This is a genomic window from Actinoplanes xinjiangensis (assembly GCF_003148685.1).
GTDB classification, from domain to species: domain Bacteria; phylum Actinomycetota; class Actinomycetes; order Mycobacteriales; family Micromonosporaceae; genus Actinoplanes; species Actinoplanes xinjiangensis.
Genome location: NZ_QGGR01000001.1, coordinates 735,146 through 754,877, shown reverse-complemented (window position 1 = coordinate 754,877; position 19,732 = coordinate 735,146). Strand labels below are relative to the sequence as shown.

At 70.9% G+C, this 19,732-nt stretch carries 15 protein-coding genes; 8 read left to right on the top strand and 7 right to left on the bottom strand.

The genetic code is table 11. The features are described 5' to 3' along the window. The first annotated feature begins 201 nt into the window (after positions 1–201). From BC793_RS03330 to BC793_RS03320, 3 genes are all read left to right on the top strand, one after another. Positions 202–615, top strand: coding sequence for a hypothetical protein (locus tag BC793_RS03330; RefSeq protein WP_146246176.1), 414 nt, complete (start codon positions 202–204; stop codon positions 613–615). A 342-nt stretch (positions 616–957) separates the two neighbouring features. After that, entirely contained in the window at positions 958–1,434 is a 477-nt protein-coding gene (locus BC793_RS03325; protein ID WP_146246175.1) for a hypothetical protein, read from the top strand. Further along, positions 1,431–1,736, top strand: coding sequence for a transcriptional regulator (locus tag BC793_RS03320; RefSeq protein ID WP_203896060.1), 306 nt, complete (start codon positions 1,431–1,433; stop codon positions 1,734–1,736). Before BC793_RS03325 ends, BC793_RS03320 begins: the two co-directional genes overlap by 4 nt. A 149-nt stretch (positions 1,737–1,885) precedes the next feature. Here BC793_RS03320 and BC793_RS03315 read toward each other — a convergent pair whose 3' ends face one another. The 6 genes from BC793_RS03315 to BC793_RS03290 all read right to left on the bottom strand — a co-directional run bounded on the left by BC793_RS03315 (position 1,886) and on the right by BC793_RS03290 (position 10,788). Beyond that, positions 1,886–3,571 (bottom strand): putative bifunctional diguanylate cyclase/phosphodiesterase, encoded by a 1,686-nt coding sequence (locus BC793_RS03315; RefSeq protein ID WP_109589004.1) that lies wholly within the window; start codon positions 3,569–3,571, stop codon positions 1,886–1,888. Beyond that, positions 3,568–5,019: a PAS domain-containing protein gene (locus BC793_RS03310; protein WP_158319189.1), complete on the bottom strand. Its 1,452-nt coding sequence runs from the start codon at positions 5,017–5,019 to the stop codon at positions 3,568–3,570. The genes BC793_RS03315 and BC793_RS03310 overlap by 4 nt, the downstream gene beginning before the upstream one ends. Before the next feature lie 76 nt (positions 5,020–5,095). Next, complete coding sequence (locus BC793_RS03305; RefSeq protein WP_109589002.1) at positions 5,096–6,310, bottom strand: globin domain-containing protein; 1,215 nt, start codon at positions 6,308–6,310, stop codon at positions 5,096–5,098. A gap of 48 nt (positions 6,311–6,358) precedes the next feature. Further along, complete coding sequence (locus BC793_RS03300; protein WP_109589001.1) at positions 6,359–6,796, bottom strand: RrF2 family transcriptional regulator; 438 nt, start codon at positions 6,794–6,796, stop codon at positions 6,359–6,361. An 87-nt stretch (positions 6,797–6,883) separates the two neighbouring features. Further along, a complete protein-coding gene (locus tag BC793_RS03295; RefSeq protein ID WP_109589000.1) occupies positions 6,884–8,281 on the bottom strand; it encodes a glycoside hydrolase family 43 protein in 1,398 nt (465 codons plus the stop codon). Between the two features lie 11 nt (positions 8,282–8,292). Further along, a complete protein-coding gene (locus BC793_RS03290; RefSeq protein WP_109588999.1) occupies positions 8,293–10,788 on the bottom strand; it encodes an alpha-L-arabinofuranosidase C-terminal domain-containing protein in 2,496 nt (831 codons plus the stop codon). A gap of 304 nt (positions 10,789–11,092) precedes the next feature. Between BC793_RS03290 and BC793_RS03285 the strand changes: the two genes are divergently transcribed. The 4 genes from BC793_RS03285 to BC793_RS03270 all read left to right on the top strand — a co-directional run bounded on the left by BC793_RS03285 (position 11,093) and on the right by BC793_RS03270 (position 17,164). Beyond that, positions 11,093–13,201, top strand: a complete 2,109-nt coding sequence (locus tag BC793_RS03285; RefSeq protein ID WP_109588998.1) for a PhoX family protein — start codon at positions 11,093–11,095, stop codon at positions 13,199–13,201. A gap of 64 nt (positions 13,202–13,265) precedes the next feature. Beyond that, entirely contained in the window at positions 13,266–13,991 is a 726-nt protein-coding gene (locus BC793_RS03280; RefSeq protein ID WP_109588997.1) for a PH domain-containing protein, read from the top strand. A gap of 258 nt (positions 13,992–14,249) precedes the next feature. Then, positions 14,250–15,707 (top strand): glycosyltransferase family 39 protein, encoded by a 1,458-nt coding sequence (locus tag BC793_RS03275; protein ID WP_158319188.1) that lies wholly within the window; start codon positions 14,250–14,252, stop codon positions 15,705–15,707. Positions 15,708–16,222: 515 nt separating this feature from the next. Then, complete coding sequence (locus tag BC793_RS03270) at positions 16,223–17,164, top strand: phosphoglycerate dehydrogenase (protein WP_109588995.1); 942 nt, start codon at positions 16,223–16,225, stop codon at positions 17,162–17,164. Between the two features lie 206 nt (positions 17,165–17,370). Here BC793_RS03270 and BC793_RS03265 read toward each other — a convergent pair whose 3' ends face one another. Beyond that, positions 17,371–17,937 carry a helix-turn-helix domain-containing protein gene (locus BC793_RS03265; protein WP_109588994.1) on the bottom strand — a complete coding sequence of 189 codons (567 nt, stop codon included), beginning with the start codon at positions 17,935–17,937 and terminating at the stop codon, positions 17,371–17,373. 104 nt (positions 17,938–18,041) lie between these two features. Here BC793_RS03265 and BC793_RS03260 point away from each other — a divergent pair, with 104 nt between their 5' ends. After that, the gene (locus BC793_RS03260; protein WP_109588993.1) at positions 18,042–19,619 is read left to right on the top strand and encodes a bifunctional NAD(P)/FAD-dependent oxidoreductase/class I SAM-dependent methyltransferase; all 1,578 of its coding nucleotides are present in this window, start codon (positions 18,042–18,044) and stop codon (positions 19,617–19,619) included. Positions 19,620–19,732: the final 113 nt, after the last annotated feature.

Genomic DNA, 19,732 nt, shown 5'->3' with positions numbered 1-19,732 from the left:
CGCGCAGGACACAGATACGGAACGCTTCTGAAAGACATTTTATTCGGATGTCAGAATCGGCGTGTATCTCGAGTGATCTATGCGGCGGAAGTGTGGTTTTCGGAGGCTTGCTGATCCCTCGCCGGCCCGTCATTTCTCTCCGTGGCCGCCGCCATATCCAATCTGGAGTGCCGTATCCGGCGGCATGCAGGGGCGGAACCCTTGAAGGAGGCATTGATGGGTGATGAGAGCGGGGACCGCTCCGGTGTGATCTTGGCGTTGGAGGTCGAGGTCCGTGACGTCCTGACCCGCGCCGGCTTCGTGGTGCACGGGCTCGAGGACGAGCGGGACGCCGGCGTGCGCGTGTACTCCGACGTGATGCCTGATGCCGGTGCGGGAGTCCATGTGCAATGGATGGTCTCCGATCAGTTGCGCACGGCGGCGCAGGCGGCGTTCGGTCGCGGTGACAGCACTGACGGGTCCCGTGGTTTGCACAGGACTGCGAACGAGGTCATGAGTAAGGCGTTGCTCGAGATCGTCGTCTCGGCCGGGTTCGCTGCGGTGCTGGCGAACGATCCGGTTCCGTACGTGGTCCAGGTCTATCTACCGCACGAGAACGGATCGGCGTCGGGCTGATCACGTCTACTCCACGTTAGAGGTGATGACCTTGATGCGGCCCAGGCGGATCATTTGCTGGGCCGCATCCAGTCCCCTCCACTTCGACGTGGCGCAGGACGAGGAATGAACTGGTCGATGGGTGCATGGGTTCCGGTGCGTGCGGCGCCGCGCGTGATGCCGGCGCCGGAGTTCGCGCTTCTGGCGCCTTCGATGGCCCGTTGGTCTGCGTCTCAGGAATGGTGGACGGAACTCGCGGCGTGTGTCTGTGCATCGTCCACATCGGTACGCCCCTTCCCGGTGGACCGGGTTCGGTGACGTTCCTACTTTCCATGATGGAAAGTTTGGGGCATACTTTCCATCATGGAAAGCAACTCGTCCCCCTCCTCGTCCTCCGTCGATGCCACCGATGCCCGGGCCGCGCTGCGGCTTGTGGCGGAGACCCGGGCCCGTACGGCTTCGCGTGCCGTCGTTCCCTGGTGGCTGCATGCCGGCCTCGGGGTCGTCTTCACCGTCGCGTTCGCGTCCATGAGTTTTCGCGGCATCATCGGCTCCACCGGGTTTCCGCTGGCCATGGCGGCGGCGGTGGGCCTGTTCCAGGCGGTCCGGATCAAGACCGGGCTCTTGTTCGACCGCTACACCGCGACGCCGGGCACCCGGCGGCTGTCGCTGATCTGGCTTGCCGGGCTGCTGGTGATCAGCGTTTCCGCCATGGTGCTGGAGTGGGGCTTCGGCATCCGCTGGTCGCTGGTGGTCGCCGGGGTCCTGATCGGTCTGATGACCGTGGTGCTCAGCCCGGCGATCGATCGGGTGCTGCGCCGAGAATCCGGGGCGGCGTGACGGTGGGCCGCTTCAACGAGCTGATCCATGCGCCCAACCGGCTGCAGATCTGCGCCGTGCTCGCCGGGGTCGAGGCCGCCGAGTTCTCGGCTCTCCGTCAGCTGCTCGATGTCAGCGACTCGGTGCTGAGCAAGCACATCAAGGTGCTTCAGGAGGCGCAGTACGTCACGGTGCGGAAGTCGGCGCAGGGGCCGCGGACGACCTGGCTGGAGCTGACTCCGCTGGGCCGGGACGAGCTGACCACGCACCTGGAGGAGCTGCGGCGCATCGCCGACCAGGCGTTGCCCGTCAAGCCCGCCTGACGGCCCGGAGGCACGAGCGGACCCGCCGGGTGGGACACCATCCCCGGCGGGTCCGGCAGGGCGGGTCCGGCAGGGCGGGTCCGGCAGGGCGGGTCCGGCAGGGCGGGTCCGGCACGGCGGCCCCGGCAGGGCTGATCAGGCCGGGCGGATCAGGCCGGGGTCAGGGGAGCGGTGGGGATGCCGGGAAGGGTGGGGATGACGTCGGGGGTCTGGGGGCGGTTGAGGCCGAAACCCTGGAGCAGATCGACGCCGGCGGTGGTCAGGTCGCGGGCGGTGGGCTCGTCCTCGACGCCTTCGGCGACCACGGTCAGGCCCAGGGCCTTCGCGATGGCGATCACCGAGGTGATGATCGTGGCGTGGGCGGGTGAGTCGTGCATGCGGATGACGAAGCTCCGATCGATCTTCAGCTCGTCGATGGGCAACTGGGGGAGCAGGCCCAGGGACGTGTACCCGGTGCCGAAGTCGTCGATGGCGACGCGGATGCCGCGGGCCCGGAGCTGGGTCAGCTGGGCGGCGACCTGTTCCTGGTTGGTCAGGACGGCGGTCTCGGTGATCTCGACGGTGAGCATCGTGGCGGGCACCTGCTCCAGGTCGAGGAGGGTGAGGATGGTGCCGACGGCCCGGTCCTGGGCCAGGTACGCCGCCGGCAGGTTGACCGAGACCGGCAGGTGGTGGCCCTGCGCGTGCCAGTGGGCGGCCTGGCGCAGTGACTCGGCCAGCACCCAGTCGGTGAGTTCCAGGATGACGTCGGAGCGTTCCGCGTCGGGCAGGAAGACGCCGGGCGGCAGCAGGCCGCGCTGCGGGTGCTGCCAGCGGACCAGCGCCTCGACACCGTGGATGACGCGGCTTCCGGCGTCGTGCAGCGGCTGGTAGTGCAGGCGCAGGTGGCCGGCGCGCAGGCCGGTCCGCAACTCGGTGAGCTGCCGCAGGTCGACCCGCTGGTTGGTGTCGAGCTTCGGGGTCCATTCGACGACGCCGGTGCGTTCGTGTTTGGCCCGGCGCATGGCGGCGGCGGCCCGGCGCATCAGGACCGTGACGTCGTGGTGGTCGGCGTGGCTGATGCCGATGCTGGCTTCGACGCTGATCGGCAGGCCGTCGACCGGGTGCGGGCCGCGGATGCCGGCGGCCAGGCGGCGGCCGACGCTGTGCGGGGTCTGCCCGGCCGGCAGTTCGGAGAGCAGCACCACGAACTGGTCGCCGTCGAGGCGGGCGGCCAGGTTGCCGGCGCCCCGGGCGGCGCCGAGCGCGGTGGCGACCCGGTGCAGCAGCGTGTCGGCGCCGTGGTGGCCGAGCACGTCGTTGGCGTCCTGGAAACGGTCCAGGCCCAGGTGGATGACGGCGATCAGGTTGCCGGCGTCGAGGCGGCGCCGGCCCTCGGCCTGGAGGGTGGCCCGGTTCGGCAGGCCGGTCAGCGGGTCGGTGCGGGACAGCTTCGCGAATCGGCCGGCCATCGCCGCCAGCAGGTCGACGATCGGCGCGATGCCGTAGCGGCCGTCCGGCCAGGAGACCAGGACCGGCTCGTCGCGTTCGGCGGCCGGGCGGGCCAGGGCGGCCTCGGCGGCGGCCTCGATGTCGGTGTCGGCGGGCAGCTCCAGGCCGGGCGCGCCGGCCAGGTCCCCGGCGGTACGGACCGCGGCCGTCCGGGCCCTGTCGATCATCGCCCGGCTGAGCAGCCGGTACCCGGAGGCGACCTCGACGATCACGCCGGGGGCGAGGGCGTCGGCGTCGAGACCCGCCATGACGTCGGTGACCGCGGTGCCGGCCGGCAGCGGGGTCATCGGGATGCCGATCACCCCGAGTTTGCGGGGCAGGTAGGGGCCGCCGGTGGCGGTCACGCCGGCCCGTCCAGCCGGAAGCAGGAGACGCCGATCTCCCCGGCACCGCGCGGGCGCAGCCGGACCAGCAGGCGGCCGTCGTGGCCGGCCAGGATGGTGTCGGCGCGTTCGCGGCGCAGCGCGGTGCGCCACAGGTCGGACAGCGCTTCCCTGTCCCGCTCGGCCACCAGGCGGGCGAGCTCGGCGACGGGCTCCGGATCGGCGGGGGCGGTGACGGAGAGTACGGCGAGACGGTCGACCAGGTCGGCGAGGTCGTTACGGACGGCTTCCAGGTCGAGTTCGGTGCTGCGCTCCCGGGTCCGGTCGAGCAGCATGCCGTCCCAGACGACGGCACCGCCGGGCTCCCGGTGCGGCCGGGAGACGCCGTACAGCCAGCGGCGGGATCCGTCGTGCCGGACGACGCTGCCGCGCCAGTCCCACGGCTCCAGGGTCGTCGCCGACTCGGCGACGGTGGCCGCGAAGACCGCCCGGTCCTCCTCGGCGATCATGTCGAGCACCTGTCCGGCCGAGGCGACGAGGTCGTCGGGGTCGAGCCGGAAGATGTCGCGGCAGCCGTCGGACACGAAGGTGAACGACGGCTCGCCGGTCGGTTCCATCCGGTACTGGTACAGCATGCCGGGCGCATTGTTGACGGTGTTCCAGAAGCGCTGTTCGCCGGCCGCGATCACGTCCTCGCTGCGCCGCCGTTCGGTGTCGTCGATGGCGATCGTGCACACCCCGTAGACGGAGCCGTCCGGGTCGGTCAGCGGCACCCGGGTGACCAGGTACTGGCGGATCTCGTCACCGAACGGGACCTCCTCCAGCACCGTCCTGGCGGCACCGGACCTGATGACCTGCTCGTCGTGGCCGCGGCCGACGGCGGCGACCGAGGCCGACACCAGGTCGCTCTCGGCCCGGCCGACCATGTCGGCGGCGGTGACCTGGAAGATCCGCTCGTACTCGCCGTTGACGAACAGGTAACGGCCGTCCAGGCCCTTCGCCGAGATCATCGCCGTGGTGTGCTGGAGGATCGCGGTGATCAGCGTGTGACTGCGCTGTAGTTCCTGCTGGGCGCGGTGCCCGTCGGTCTGGTCGGTGACGAAGGCGAAGAACCCCTCGTCCTCGAGCGCGTCCACGGTCATCGAGATGCGCAGCTCGGAGCCGTCGCGGTGGAGCGCCGGCACCTCCATCGGGTGGCCGAGGCCGCCACTGTCACCGCCGACCAGCCGGCGGGCGAAACCGGCGTTGTGCGCGGAACGCAGCGCCGGCGGGATGATCGTGTCGGTCAGGCGCCGGCCGATGATCTCCGCCCCGGTCCAGCCGAAGAGCTTCTCGGCGGCCGGGTTCCAGTCACGGATCACCCCGGAGCGGTCGACGTGGAGGAACGCCAGCGCCGACGCGTCCACGGCACGGTCCCGGAGGCCGGCCGCCGGCGGGGCGGTGATCTGAGGGGCTTCGACGGTGAACACGTCCCGCTCTATCGACCCGTCGGCGACCGACTTGAGGGCCGTCCGGCGGCCGGGGACCGACCGGTGGCCGGGACGGTCAGACGGCGGCCGGTGCCGGGGCGGGCCGCCACTGCTCGGAGCCGAACACCTCGTACCGGATCCGCTCGTCGGGGATGCCGCGCAGGTGCAGCCCGGCCCGGACGGCCTGCATGAACGGCGCGGGCCCGCACAGGTAGACGTCGGCGTCCGGGTGGACCGGGATGAGGTCGGTGTCGATCCGGCCGGGGTACGTGTCCGGCTCACCGGACGGCTGCTCGTACCAGGACAGGCTCCGGAAGGTGCGCAGCCGGGAGCCGTTGGCGGTCATGTCGGCGCGCAGCGGGTGCCGATCGGGGCTGCGGTCGGCGTGCACCGCGGTCACCTCCCGGGTCGGCTGGGTCCGCGCCACGTGCTCCAGGATCGACGCCATCGGAGTGATCCCCACCCCGGCACTGACCAGCAGCAACGGTGAGTTCCCCGGCTGCAGTGTCAGATCGCCGTACGGCCGGCTGATCCGCAGCCGGTCGCCGGCCGCGACGTGGTCGTGCAGGAACCCGGAGACCACCCCGTCCGGTGCCCCGCCCACCCCGCGCACCCGGCGGACCGTGATCCGCAGCGTCCCACCGGTCGCGGCCTGCGACAGCGAGTACTGCCGCAGCTGCCGCCCGTTGCCCGGCAGATCGGCGGCGACCGTCACGTACTGCCCGGGACGGAAGTCGGGCGCCGCGCCGCCGTCCGCCGGGATCAGCACGAAGGAGACGGTGTCGTGCGCCTCGGCGATCCGCTGCGCGACGGTGAACTCCTGCCACGGGTCGGCGCCGTCCACCCCCGCCTCGGCGTAGAGCCGTGCCTCCCGGCCGATCAGCCGGGCCGCGAACAGCCAGTACACCTCGTCCCAGGCGGCGGCGACCGGTGCGGTGACCGCGTCACCGAGCACCGTCGCGACCGCGCCGAGCAGGTAGCGGCCGACCATCGTGTACTGCTCGGGACGGATGCCCAGAGCGCAGTGCCGATGCGCGATCCGCTCGACGATGTGCTCGAACGCCGGCCCGTCCGGGCCCGCACCGATCAGGTGCGTGGCGTACGCCGCGACCGCACCGGACAGCGAGCCGCGCTGCTCGCCGGTGGCCTGCGCGCTGCGGCTGAACAGGTCCAGCAGTTCCGGGTTCTCGCCGATCATCGTCCGGTAGAAGACGTCGGAGATCTCCTCCAGGTGCTCGCCGACGACGGGCAGGGTGGCCTCGATGACCGGGGCGCTGGATGCGGACAGCATGAGGGGTCTCCTCTTCGCGGGACGAAAGTGGAACGGCCGGGGCCGGGCTCACCCGGCGGGACGGCCGAGGGTGAGCAGGACCTGCCGGACGGGTGGTGCGGCCAGCTCACCGACCGTGATCGGGTCGAGTGAGGCGTAGAAGGCCTCCTGTGCGACACGTAGTGCCCCGCGCAGCCGGCAGCCGCCGCTCAGCGGGCACCCGGGCTCGCCGTCGCAGTCGACGACCTCCGAGGCTCCCTCGAGGTCGCGGACCAGGCCACCGATGGAGGTGCCGGCCGCACCGACCGCGAGCCGGACGCCGCCGTTACGGCCGCGCACCGTCTCCAGCAGGCCCAGGTGCTGCAACCGCTGGACGACCTTGGCGAGGTGGTTGCGGGGCACCGCGACCGCGGACGCCAGCGAGTCGACGGTGAGCAGGTCGTCCGGGCGGGCCGCGGCGAGCATCAGCACACGAAGGCCGATGTCGGTGGAACGGTTCAGTCGCACGGGTCGACCCTACTAAAAGAGGTATCTAATATACCTCTTTTGAGCCGTAGATCACGGGAAGGGCATCGCGCCCTTCCCGTGATCGACTCAGCTCAGCCTGAACACCGTCGCCCTGGCGTCGACGACGAGCGCGCCGTCACGGTGCCGGAGGAACCGGCCGGGCGCGACCCGGATGGTCACCCCGTCCTTGACCGCGCTCCGCGTCACCGGCGTGCCGGTCGTGCCCAGCGCCACCGTGGTCCCGTCGGTTACCAGGAATTTCGTGGGCTGGTCGACCGACTGGACCGTCTCGGTGCCGTCGGCCGCCTTCACGAACCGGAACTGGGTCAGCTCCAGCTCCCGTGGGGCGTGCACGACCTGGAACGCGTCGCCGACGTGCTTGACGAACGAGCGCGGCCGGTCCGACGGCGACAGGCGCACGATGGGCCCGCCCGATCCGACCGGGATGCCGAACAGCGGGGTCCCGTCCTCGTGCCAGTAGACCTTCTGCACCCGGGTGTGCCGGTTGGGGTCGTACAGCGGGTCGCCGGTGATCTGCTTGTAGTCCCGCGCGTGGTAGACGAGCACGTCGGTCCTGCCGTCCTCGGCCACCGTGAACGAGTTGTGGCCCGGGCCGAAGCGAGAAGTGGCCTCGTTGGAGACGAAGATCGGGTCCGGGCTCTTCGTCCAGCTCGCGCGCTGGAGCAGGTCCGCGCCCGCCGAGGCGGTGAGCAGGCCCATGCAGTAGTTGGCGTCGGTGGCGCTGGCCGAGTAGGTGATGAACACCTTCCCGTTGCGGATCAGCACCGCCGGGCCCTCGTTGACCTTGAACCCGATGATCTCCCAGCTCTTCGTGGGCGTGGCGATCCGGGTGGGCTTGGACCTGAACGTCCACGGGTTCGCCATCTCGGCGATGTAGAGGCTGGTGTTGACCGCGATCTCGGGCTCGCTCTGCGCCCACACCAGGTACTGCCGGCCGCGGTGGGTGAAGCTCGTCGCGTCGAGGGTGAAGCCGTCCCACTCGGTGATCAGCTGGCCCTTGAGGGTCCAGCCGGCCGGGTCGCGCGGGTCGTCGAGCGCCGACTCCATCACGTAGGTGCGGATCCGGAACACGTCACCGGCGTCACCGGCGGCGAAGTAGATGTACCACTTCCCGCCGATCCGGTGCAGCTCCGGCGCCCAGATGTGCCCGCCCATCCTGCCGCTGGTGGGGCGGCGCCAGATGACCGACTCCTCGGCCGCGGCCAGGCCCTCGATGGTCGGGGCGCCCCGGACGACCAGGCGGTCGTACTCCGGGACCGAACCGGTGAAGTAGTAGGTCCCGTTCACCGGCCTGGTGATCCAGGGGTCGGCACGCTGGCTGATCAGCGGATCCACGGTCGGCACACCGTAGATCTCAGCATCGCTGGGCAGCGGAACGTGCTGCGGGGCCCCTTCGGCGCCCGCGGGCAGGACCACGGCGAGGGCACCCACGGCGCCGCCCGTCAACAGGGTTCGTCGGTTCATGATCGGGCTCCTCATCGGGTCCGGATGCGCAGGAAGGTGACCGAGTTCGCGGCGAACTCCCGGGTGAAGGTGGACCCGATCCCGCCGACGGTGGAGGTGACCGGCTGGATCGGCTCGGCCGAGCGGGTGTTCTGCTCGCCCGGGTCACCGGTGATGACGGTCTGCTTCGCGGTACGCGCCACCTTGCGCCCACCCAGGTCGATCTTTGTGACCGCCGGGGTGTCCTGCGCGTTGACCACCTTGACGATGATCTCGCCACGCCGGGTGTCCTCGGTGACGACCTGTGCGAACGGCTCGGTGACCGCGTTGTCGTCGAAGGAGGCCCACTCCACGCCGTCCAGGATCAGGGTGACCTTCGTACCCCGTACCTGAATCTTGAGGTCGTAGGTCTGCCCGGTGGTGACGGTGTTGGGCTTGGTGAGGATCTGCTCCTTGGCGGACGTGATCCCCTTCTCGACGGCGCCCTGCGTGTTGTTCCAGCCGCCGAGGTTCCACCAGTAGAACTGGCCGGTCTCCTTGATGCCGAACGAGACCAGGAAGCCCTCCGCGCCGGCCGTCTTGGTGGCCTTGAGCGTGTAGTCGTAGTCGGTCTCGTTGATCGTGGCGGCCTTGACCATGGTGTCCTCGGTGTCCGTGGTCGTCTGGGTGTAGGCGCCGTCGGTCACCGCCCAGTTGCCGCGGTTGGTCACCGACGTCCAGCCGTCGGCGTTGCCGTCGCTGAAGTCGTCGCTGTAGAGCACGGTGCCGTCCGGCCTCGTCACCTTGACGTCGTCGTAGGTCGCGGCGGTACGCCAGGTGGAGAGCCCGATCGCGCCGGTGATCGGCTTGGGCTGGAGCACGTCGCCGGTCGCGGTCGACGGCAGCACCCTGTCGCCGACGTTGTTCATGAACAGCTTCTGCACCTGGTAGCTGGTGGAGCCCCACGACTCGTCGTTGTCGAACCAGATCATGTCCGGCTTCCACTGCACGTTGTCGATGTTGGCGAGCAGCGGCGCGTAGGACGCCATCTTCACCACGTCGGCGTTGCGCTCCAGGCCGGTCATGTACGCGGCCTCGGCCAGCGAGTTGTACAGCTTGTTGTCCAGTGACGCGTATTCGCCGAGGAAGACCTTGGGACCACCGCGGTCGTACGCGTCATAGCGCCGGTTGTTCTGCAGGAACCACGCCGGGCTGTTGTAGTAGTGCTCATCGACCATGTCCGACCCGTGTGCCCGGTTCTTGGCCCACAGGTTCTCGAACGTGCCGCCCTGGTCGTCCGGACCGGAGTTGCTGACCACGGTGATGCTCGGGTATTTGGCCTTGATCGCCGACTCGAACCTGAGGAAGTTCGCCCAGTACTCCTCGGGCAGGTTCTCCTCGTTGCCGACCGCGATGGTGGTGAGGTTGAACGGCTTCGGGTGCCCGGCGGCGGCGCGCACCTTGCCCCACGTGCTGGTGACCGGCCCGTTGGCGTACTCGATGAGGTCGAGCGCGTCCTGGATGTGCCGCTGCAGCAGCGCCTCGTCCACGGTGGCCCGGTTCTGGCCGCAGCCGGTCACCAAGGCCGGCACCACCGGCAGCGGCATGGCGCCGATGTCCTCGGAGAACTGGAAGTACTCGTGGTAGCCGAGGCCGTAGGTCTGGTTGTAGCCCCAGAAGTTCTTGTTGGTGGCGCGCGTCTCGACCGGCCCGACGGTGTCCTTCCACTGGTAGGACCGGGCGCGCGGGTAGTTGTTCGCCGCGTCGTAGGCGTACATGCTGCCGGTGTTGACCAGGCAGCCGCCGGGGAAGCGGACGAAGCCGGGCTTGAGGTCCGCCACCTTCTCGGCGAGATCCTTGCGCAGGCCGTTGGCGCGTCCCTTGTAGGTGTCGCGCGGGAACAGCGAGACCTCGTCGAGGCGGGTCGTGGCGCTGCCGGCCGTCTTCACCGACAGCCGGGCGACGTCGCTGGTCGCGGTGGCCCTGAGCGTGCCGGTGTACTTCTTCCACGTGTCACCGGTGACGGCGACCCGGACCGGCGCGGCGAGGGCGGTACCGTCCGCGGTGTGCAGTGTGACCTCGACAGTGGTGGGCGCGTCGGACCGGGCCCAGACGGAGAAGTCGTACCTGTCGGATCTGCGGACCGCGAGCCCGGTGTTGTAGCCGGAGTTGGTCAGGCTCGCCGCCCCGGTGACCTTCAGGTAGTTGCGGTTGCGCTCGTTGAGTCGCTGGTCGTCGTTGGTCACCACCGCGGAGCCGGTGGCGGCCCAGCCGGTCAGTCCGTTCCAGCCGGCCGCGTCGGTGCCGTTGAACTCGAACGAGCGGTTGCGGACCAGTTCGGCGTAGAGACCGCCGTCGGCCGCGTAGTTGATGTCCTCGAAGAAGACGCCGTACATCGACCTGGGGATGGCGGCGCCGGTCGACGAGCGGTCGACCGTGATGGTGTAGTCCGGTTCGACCGCGTGTGCGGCGACCGGCGGCGAGACCGCGAGCGGGAGCGAGACCAGAACGGCGGCCGCGCCCGCGAGGCGGAAGGGGATTCTGCGCATGAGGGGTCCTCCGGTGCGGAGCGCAACGGTTTCAGGTGTGTTTCCGGTGGACTAGCTCAGCAATGTGTACGCAAACATCGATACCCCTGTCAAGAGTTCGGGCTCGATGTTTGCAGCGCTGAAACCCCAGGAGAGTCATTTTTGTTAGCGCTAACCACTCCGGGTCGGCCGTATGAACGTGACGTACGTTCATAGCCAGTTCACCTTCGCTCCACCAGGTCGTGGTGGTCGCCGTCGACCTGGGCTTTTAGCGTCCGCTCAGCCCGTCATCGCAAGGTGACGAGAGACCGAGGAGAACGAACCGATGCCGGACCTCAATCGCCGACTGCTGCCGCTGCTGGGACACAGTGGCGGTAGTCGCGACGCGATGACCTGTCTGTACCGCTGTGGCAACGCCTGTGACCACCCCGCCCCGAACGAGTCGGGCAACCCGTACCTGGGTGACGTCGTCAACGCCGAGATGACCCGCCGTGGTGTGGTCCGCGCCGGCGCCGTCGGCGCCATGGTGCTCGGCTTCGGCGGCTCCGCGCTGGCGGCCGCCTCGCCCGCCGCGGCCGCCCCGGCCCTCGGTGGCGCTCGGGAACACGGCCACCGCCCGCACCGGGCCGGCCGGCTCAGCTTCGAGACCGTCGCCCCGAACACTCTGGACCAGGTCAGCATCCCGGCCGGGTACCGCTCGTCCGTGGTGATCCGCTGGGGCGACCCGGTGGTGCCCGGCGCGCCCGCGTTCGACGTGGACAACCAGACGGCGGCCGCCCAGTCCCGGCAGTTCGGCTACAACAACGACTTCGTCGGGGTCCTCCCGATCCCGGGCTGTGGCGGTGACCGGGCCCTGCTCGTGGTCAACCACGAGTACACCAACGAGAACCTGATGTTCCGCGGCTTCACCACCATGGACGCCCTCAGCGTCGAGCAGCTGAAGGTCGCGATGGCGGCGCACGGCCTCTCCGTCGTGGAGATCGAGCGCGTCGGGCGCACCGGTGACTGGAAGCCCGTCAAGAGCCGCCGGCTGCGGTACAACCGCCGGATCACGGCGCTGGCCACCGAGTTCCAGCTGACCGGCCCGGTCGCCGGCTCCGCCGTGGTGCGGACCGCCGCCGACCCGTCCGGCCGGATCGTCATCGGCACGCTGAACAACTGCGCCGGCGGCGTCACCCCGTGGGGCACCGTGCTGTCCGGTGAGGAGAACTTCAACCAGTACTTCGTCGGCGGCGACGCGGTCGCGGCCGACGTCAAGCCGAAGCTCAACCGCTACGGCATCTCCACCACGGCCCGTTACCCCAGCGACAGCCGCAAGTGGGACCGGGCCCAGGAGCGCTTCGACCTGGCCCGGCACCCCAACGAGGCGAACCGGTTCGGCTGGATCGTCGAGGTCGACCCGTTCGACCCCGAGGGCCGCCCGCGCAAGCACACCGCGCTGGGCCGCTTCAAGCACGAGGGCGCGAACGTCATCGTCGCCAAGAACGGCAAGGTCGTCGCGTACATGGGTGACGACGAGCGCTTCGACTACCTGTACAAGTTCGTCTCGGACAAGAAGTACATCGACAGCGACTCCCCGTGGGCGCGCCGGCACAACCTGACCCTGCTCGAGTCGGGCACGCTCTACGTCGCCAAGGTCACCGGCGACAGCGACCCCACCGAGATCGACGGCACCGGCAAGCCGCCCGCCGACGGCCGGTTCGACGGCAAGGGCCAGTGGATCAAGCTGGTCTCCGGCAACACCTCGTTCGTGCCCGGTATGACCGCCGTCGACGTGCTCACCTTCACCCGGCTCGCCGGGGACGCTGTCGGCGCCACCAAGATGGACCGCCCCGAGGACGTCCAGCCGAGCCTGCGTACCGGCAAGATCTACGCGGCGATGACCAACAACACCAACCGCGGTGTCGGCACCAACGCCAAGGCGGACGAGGCCAACCCGCGCAACGCCAACAAGCACGGCCACATCTTCGAGATCACCGAGGACCGCGGCGACCACACCGGCACCGGCTTCACCTGGCAGCTGCCGATCGTGTGCGGCGACCCGAAGGCCGCCGACACCTACTTCGGCGGGTACGACAAGGAGGCGGTGTCCCCGATCTCCTGCCCCGACAACGTCGCCTTCGACAGCGCCGGCAACCTGTGGATCTCCACCGACGGCAACGCCCTGGGCAGCAACGACGGCCTGTTCGCCACGCCGATCGAGGGCAAGGAGCGCGGCCACCTGCGCCAGTTCCTGACCGTGCCCAAGGGTGCCGAGACCTGCGGGCCGTTCATCACCTCCGACGACCGGTCCGTCTTCGTCGCGGTCCAGCACCCGGGCGAGATCGCCGGCGCCTCGCTCGACAAGCCGGCCTCGGTCTGGCCCGACGGCGACTTCGCCAAGCCCGGCGTCGTCGTCACCTGGCGCAAGGACGGCGGCCCGATCGGCAGCTGACACCCGGTGAGCGGCCGCGGTCGAACCGCGGCCGCTCCCGGCCTGTCCGGCCTACCATGACGCCGTGCTCAACAAGCTGTTCACGCAGGTGGGGCGGCATCCGACCAGTTTTCTGCTGGTCTGCCTGGCGCTCGCTACCGCTGTCGGGCTGCTGGACAGGGAAGACCGCATCGTCAGTTCAGTGGTCCTGGTCGCGGTGGTCGGGCTCGTAATCCTCGCCGACTATCGGTTCCACCCGGCGAACCTGACGGTCCGGGACGAGCCCCGTGCCTTCGACCTCACCAACCACGTCGTGAACCTGTTCAGCCTCGGCGGTTGCATATTCCTGGCCATCAGTCAGCTGGTGGAGTTCGGTGTGGGCATCGCCCGGGGCGACGAGAGCGGAAGTGTGGCCCTGGTCGTCGGCCTCGTCGCGATCGGGGCCACCGCCGTGGGCGGGGTGCAGGTCCTGCGTCCGGCCGGGGTACGGCTACGGCCCGACGGCATCGAGGACGTCCGGACCTTCGGCACGTTGTTCGTGCCGTGGGAGGCGTTCGCCGGTGTCGACTATCCGGCTGTCGCCTACGGGCGCAACCGCCTTCTCCTGACCTGTTCGGCCCCGGGGGCGGTCCGCAAGACCGGATGGCGGGTGTACGGACCCCTGCTGCCGGTCCCCGGCAACGATCCGGTCTTCCTGTCCCGGGTCATCCACGAGTACGCCCACCGGCCCGAACTGCGCCCCGCCATCGGTGCGGCGGCGGAACGGGATCGCCTCATCGCCGCCTGGGCCGGGCCTCCGGCCGTACCGTAGATGGCCTTTTGTCGGTTGCGTCGCATCGCGCGATGACCTCACGTGAACGTGCCAATGCGGCTGAAAGGTGGATGTCCGAGGGTTTTGTACGGGCCAGGGTGGGGAACGCGGGCCCGGCGAATCGGGACCAGCCCCGGTCACCTGTGATGTCCGCCGGGTCAGGGGCGCAGACAGGCCGAACACCGCGGGGGTGACGGGATGGTGGGTAAGACGCCGACCACGACCAGGTCAGGGACAGCGCCGGCGCCCCGGAAACCGGTGGACGAACCACCGGCCGCCGCCCCACCCACTCCCGCCCCGGCACCGCGGCGCGACGTACGCCGGCTGCTTCCGCTCCTGCCCGGTCTGCTGATGCTCGCCATCGCCCTGGTCGGCGCCGGCCGGCCGGTCCTCAGCTGGGACGAGGTCACCTCCGCCGAGGTCGCCTCGCGGTCGGTGCCGCAGATCCTCGACGTCATCCCCAACATCGACGCCGTGTTCGGCCCGTACTACCTGTTCCTGCACTTCTGGACAGCCCTGGCCGGCACCTCCGAGGTGGCGCTGCGGCTCCCGTCGATCCTCGCGATGGCCGGCGCCGTCACGATCACCGCCGAACTCGGCCGACGGCTGTTCACCCCGGCCACCGGGGTGGTCGCCGGGCTGCTCCTGTGCTTCGTACCGAACACCTCGCGGTACGCGGCCGAGGCGCGCCCCTACGCGTTCGCCTGCTTCTTCGCGGTCCTCGCGCTGCTCCTGCTGATCGAGGCGGTCCAGCGGGGCGGGCGCCTGCGATGGATCTGGTACGGCCTGAGCGTCCTGCTGCTCGGCCTCTCCCACCTGATCGCCCTCACCACCCTCGCCGCGCACGCCGCCTGGCTCGCCGTCCATGCGCGACACCGGCTACCGACGTGGGCGATCGTCACCGGCGTGGCGATCCTGCCCGTACTGCCGATCGCCTACCTCGGCACCACCCAGGAGGACACCCAACTGCACTGGGTCGCGCCGATCAACCCGCAACGGATCTACGCCATGCCCGGCGAGATCGCCGGCTCCCGCGAGGTCGCCTGGCTGCTGATCGGCCTCGCCGCCCTGGCCGTGTGGCGGCCCGCCCGGCAGTTGGTCCCGATCGCCGTCTACGCCGTCGTCCCGCTCGTCACCGTGGCCGCCGTGTCCGCGCTGATCTCCCCGATGTGGGTGGCCCGGTACCTGCTGATCGTCCTCGCACCGGTGGCCCTGCTCGCCGCCGCGGCCCTGCTCGATGTCCGGTCCCGCTGGGCGATCACCCGTGCCGTCGCCGTGATCCTGATCGTCGCGTTCGCCGCCGTGCCCGGCGAACTGGCCGTCCGCGGTGCCACCGCCAAGAACGGCCCCGACTACCGCACCATCGCGAAGATCATCGGCGCGGACGTACGACCCGGTGACGTCGTCGTCTATCCCGACCGCAACCGGGCGATCCGTGCCGGGACCAGCTACTACCTGCGCCGTCAGCCCGCCGCGCCGGCTGACGTGCTGGTCGAGGTGCCGTCCGCCCGGACCGGATGGCTGATCGCCCACGAATACCCGGACCCCGTACCCCGGGTCACCGGCGCCCCACGGATCTGGCTCGTCATCGCCGACCGGCGCGCCGAACCGCTCACCGCGCGGCCCGATCTGAAGCCGTTGATCACGTCGGGTTACCGGCGGGTCGGTTTCTGGCAGCCGAAGAGCGCGACGATCGCCCTCTACGAGAAGAACTAGACCGAATCCTGCCTGGCCGGGTGATCGCCGAGCAACACGTATCGGTTGCATCGTCCGGGACAGTGGTCTGCGAGCGGCGACGGGAGCACACATAACGGTTGTGCGGGCTGCTGTCGTTGTCATGACCCGGCTGGACGCACACAATCCCCGGATTGTGTGCGTCCGCATGTGCCATGACGCAAGTGGCCGCTCACGTTCAATGATCGTGTGCGCTGACCAACGTCGCCCGCGCTGTCGTCGGCGACCGGCGGCGTGTCGATCATCCCGGCGGGAGCGGCGGGAAGGGCGGAGCGGCGGGAAGGGCGGAGCGGCGGGAACGGCGGCACCGCGGAAACCGCGGGAACGGCGCGAACGGCACTACGGCAGGCAGGCGCGAACGGCGGCACCGCGGGATCGGCGGGCGCAGCCGGAGCGGCGGGCGTAGCGGGAACGGCAGTTGCGGGGAATCGGGCGGCGTTGATCTTCGCGGTCGGTCGATCTCCCGCTGTGGCGGTGGGGATGGCAGGCTGGCCGGCATGAAGGTTCTGCTGCCCGGTTCCCTCGCGCTCGATCCGGAACTGCCCGCCGGTGTTCAGACGGTCGTCTATGACGTGCAGGCGCCGGTGCCGGACGAGCACACCGACGCCGAGGTGATGGTGGTCTGGGGCAACACGGCGGACAACCTGGCCGATGCGGCCCGCCGGCTGGGGTCGCTCCGGTGGGTGCAGACGCTCGCCGCGGGGCCGGACGCGGTGCTGAGCGCCGGGTTCGCCGCGGACGTCGTCGTGACGGCGGGGCTCGGGCTGCACGACCGGACCGTGGCCGAGCACACCCTCGGGCTCGTGCTGGCCGCGGCCCGGCGGCTGAACCTGCTGGTCCGGGCGCAGATCGGGCGGCGCTGGGCGGGTGAACTCGGCGGGCTCCAGCCGGTCCGGGAGAGCGGATCGTTCCGTACGCTCGGTGACGCCGACGTGGTCGTCTGGGGCTTCGGCGGTATCGCCGCCCGGCTCGCACCGCTGCTCGCCGCCCTCGGGGCGAACGTCACCGGCGTGGCGCAGCATGCCGGGGAGCGGCACGGCTTCCCGGTCGTCACCGCCGCCGAGCTGCCGGATCTGCTGCCGACCACGGACCTGTTGATCAACATCCTGCCGGCCACCCCGTCGACCGAGCGGGCCGTCGGCGCGGCGGTGTTCGACCAGCTGCCCGCCCACGCCTGGGTGGTGAACGTCGGGCGCGGGGCCACCCTCGACGAGGCCGCCCTGCTCGCCGCGATCCGTTCCGGGCGGCTGGCGGGCGCGGCCCTCGACGTCTTCGAGACCGAGCCGCTCCCGGCCACGTCCGGTCTCTGGGACGAACCGAACGTGATCATCACCCCGCATGCCGCCGGCGGACGACCGGAGGGCGCGTCCGCGCTGCTCAGCGAGAACATCGCCGCCTACCGGGAGGGCCGCCCCCTCCGCAATCCCGTCACCCGCTGACCGCGCCGTGGCGGGTCGAGCGGGCGCGGAGGGACGGCCGCTCCGCAATCCGCTGACCGCGCCGTGGTGAGTGCAGCGGGAGCGTGCGCGGCCGGGGAGGGCCGCTATCCCGTCACCCGTTCACCGCGCCGTGATGAGTGCGGCGGGAGCGTGCGCGGCCGGGGAGGGGCGCTGTCCCGTCACCCGTTGACAGCGCCGGGGTGGGATCAGCGGGAGCGGGCGCGGACGTGGAGGCGCTCGCCCTGGGGGCCGAAGATGTTGATCAGTTCGGCGGGTTCGGTGCCGGCGTTGGCGATCGAGTGCGGTAGCCGGGTGTCGAACTCGGCGGCCTCGCCCGGGTTGAGCAGCAGGTCGTGGTCACCGAGCCGCAGCCGGACCTGACCGGACAGGACGTAGAGCCACTCGTACCCCTCGTGGGTCTGCTGTTCCTGCCCGCACGACGGCGTGCCGGGCGGCAGGATCTGCTTGAAGGCCTGGGGCCCGCCGGGCCGGCGGCTGAGCGGGATGAAGGTGTGCCCGTCGCGCTGGATGGGGCGGGCCCGGATCCGTGGGTCGCCGGTCTCCGGCGCGTCCACCAGCTCGTCGAGGGTGACCTGGTACGCCTCGGCGAGCGGCAGCAGCAGTTCGAGGGTGGGCCGGCGGCTGCCGGATTCGAGGCGGGACAGGGTGCTCACCGAGATGCCGGTGGTCTCGGCCAGCCGGGTGAGGGTGATGTCGCGCTGTTGTCGTAGTTCGCGTAGCCGGGGACCGACAGCGGTGAGGGCTTTTGCCATAACAGCAACGATAGTTGCCACCCGGCCGACGTGGCGGGCACCGTGGGCGCAGACGGACGGCGAGTGGACCGGGCGTGGCAGGTACGGGTGAGAGGAGTACGCCGGTGGAGAAGCAGACATACGACGTCGTGGTGATCGGTGGCGGGGCGGCCGGCCTGAGCGGGGCCCTGGCGCTGGCCCGCTCGCGGCGGTCGGTGCTGGTGGTGGACAGCGGGGAGCCGCGTAATGCGCCCGCCGCGCACATGCACAACATCCTGGGCCGGGACGGCACACCACCGGGGGAGCTGTCGGCCGCGGGCCGGGCCGAGATCATCGGGTACGGCGCCGAGGTGGTGTCCGGGCGGGCCGAGTCGGCGGTGCGCGACGGCGACGGGTTCCGGGTGACGCTCGACGACGGGCGGGTGGCGCGCGGCCGGCGGCTGCTGGTGGCGACCGGGCTGGTCGACGAGCTGCCGGAGATCCCGGGACTGGCCGACCGCTGGGGCCGGGACGTGGCGCACTGCCCGTACTGCCACGGCTGGGAGCTGCGGGACCGGCGGATCGGGGTGATCGCGAACGGGCCGCTGAGCGTGATCCAGGCGCAGATGTGGCGGCAGATCAGCCCGCACGTGCTGATCCTGCTCAACGGCGGTGACGGGTTCGGTGCCGGGCCGTCGGAGGAGCTGGCGGCCCGCGGTATCCCGGTGGTGCCGGGCGTGATCGAGGGCCTCCAGGTGTCCGGGGACCGGCTGACCGGGGTACGGCTGGCCGGCGGCGACGTGGTCGCGGTGGACGCCGTGGTGGCCGGGCCCCGGTTCACCGCCCGCTCCGGGGTGCTGGAGTCGCTGGGTCTGGAGGCGGCCGCGTTCGAGATGCACGGTCACGTACTGGGCCGGCGGATCACCGCGGACGAGAGCGGCGCCACCACGGTGCCGGGCGTGTGGGTGGCCGGGAACGTGACGAACCTGGGCGCCACCGTGGCGGTTGCGATCGCCGGCGGGCAGACCGCGGGGGCGGCGATCAACATGGACCTGATCGCCGAGGACACCCGGGACGCCGTCGCCGCCTACCGGGACCGCATCGCCACCATGTTCACCGAGGACGCCTGGGAGGAGCGCTACCGCGGACGGGACGCGATCTGGAGCGGGCGCCCCAACCCGGTGCTGGTCACCGAGGTGAGTGGGCTGGCCGCGGGCCGGGCCCTGGACGTCGGCTGCGGTGAGGGCGCGGACGCGGTGTGGCTGGCCCAGCGGGGCTGGCAGGTGACGGGGGTGGACATCTCGACGGTCGCCCTGGAGCGGGCGGCCGGCCATGCCGCCGCGGCGGGTGTCGGCGAGCGGATCACCTTCCGGCACGCGGACCTGCAGCAGGATCAACCCGATCAGGGGTACGACCTGGTGAGCGCCCAGTTCATGCACCTTCCGCCGGAGCCGCGCCGGGAGCTGTACACCCGGCTGATCGCGTCCGTCGCGCCGGGCGGCACCCTGCTGGTGGTCGGCCACCACCCGTCGGACCTGGCGACGTTCGTCGGCCGGATGCACTTCCCGGACATGCTGTTCACCGCCGAGGAGATCGCCGCCCTGCTGCCGTCCGACGGCTGGAAGGTCGTCACCGCGGAGGCCCGCCCGCGCCCGGGGACCGACCCGGAGGGCCGCGAGATCACCATCCACGACGCGGTCCTGGTGGCCCAGCGCCACCCGTGACGCCCGGCGGCGCCGCTCAGCCCACCACCGGATCACCGGGCTGAGTGGCGGCCGGCCGTCGTTCGGGGGCGGATTCGGCGGCCGTGATACCCCAGTGGGCGATGACTGGCGGG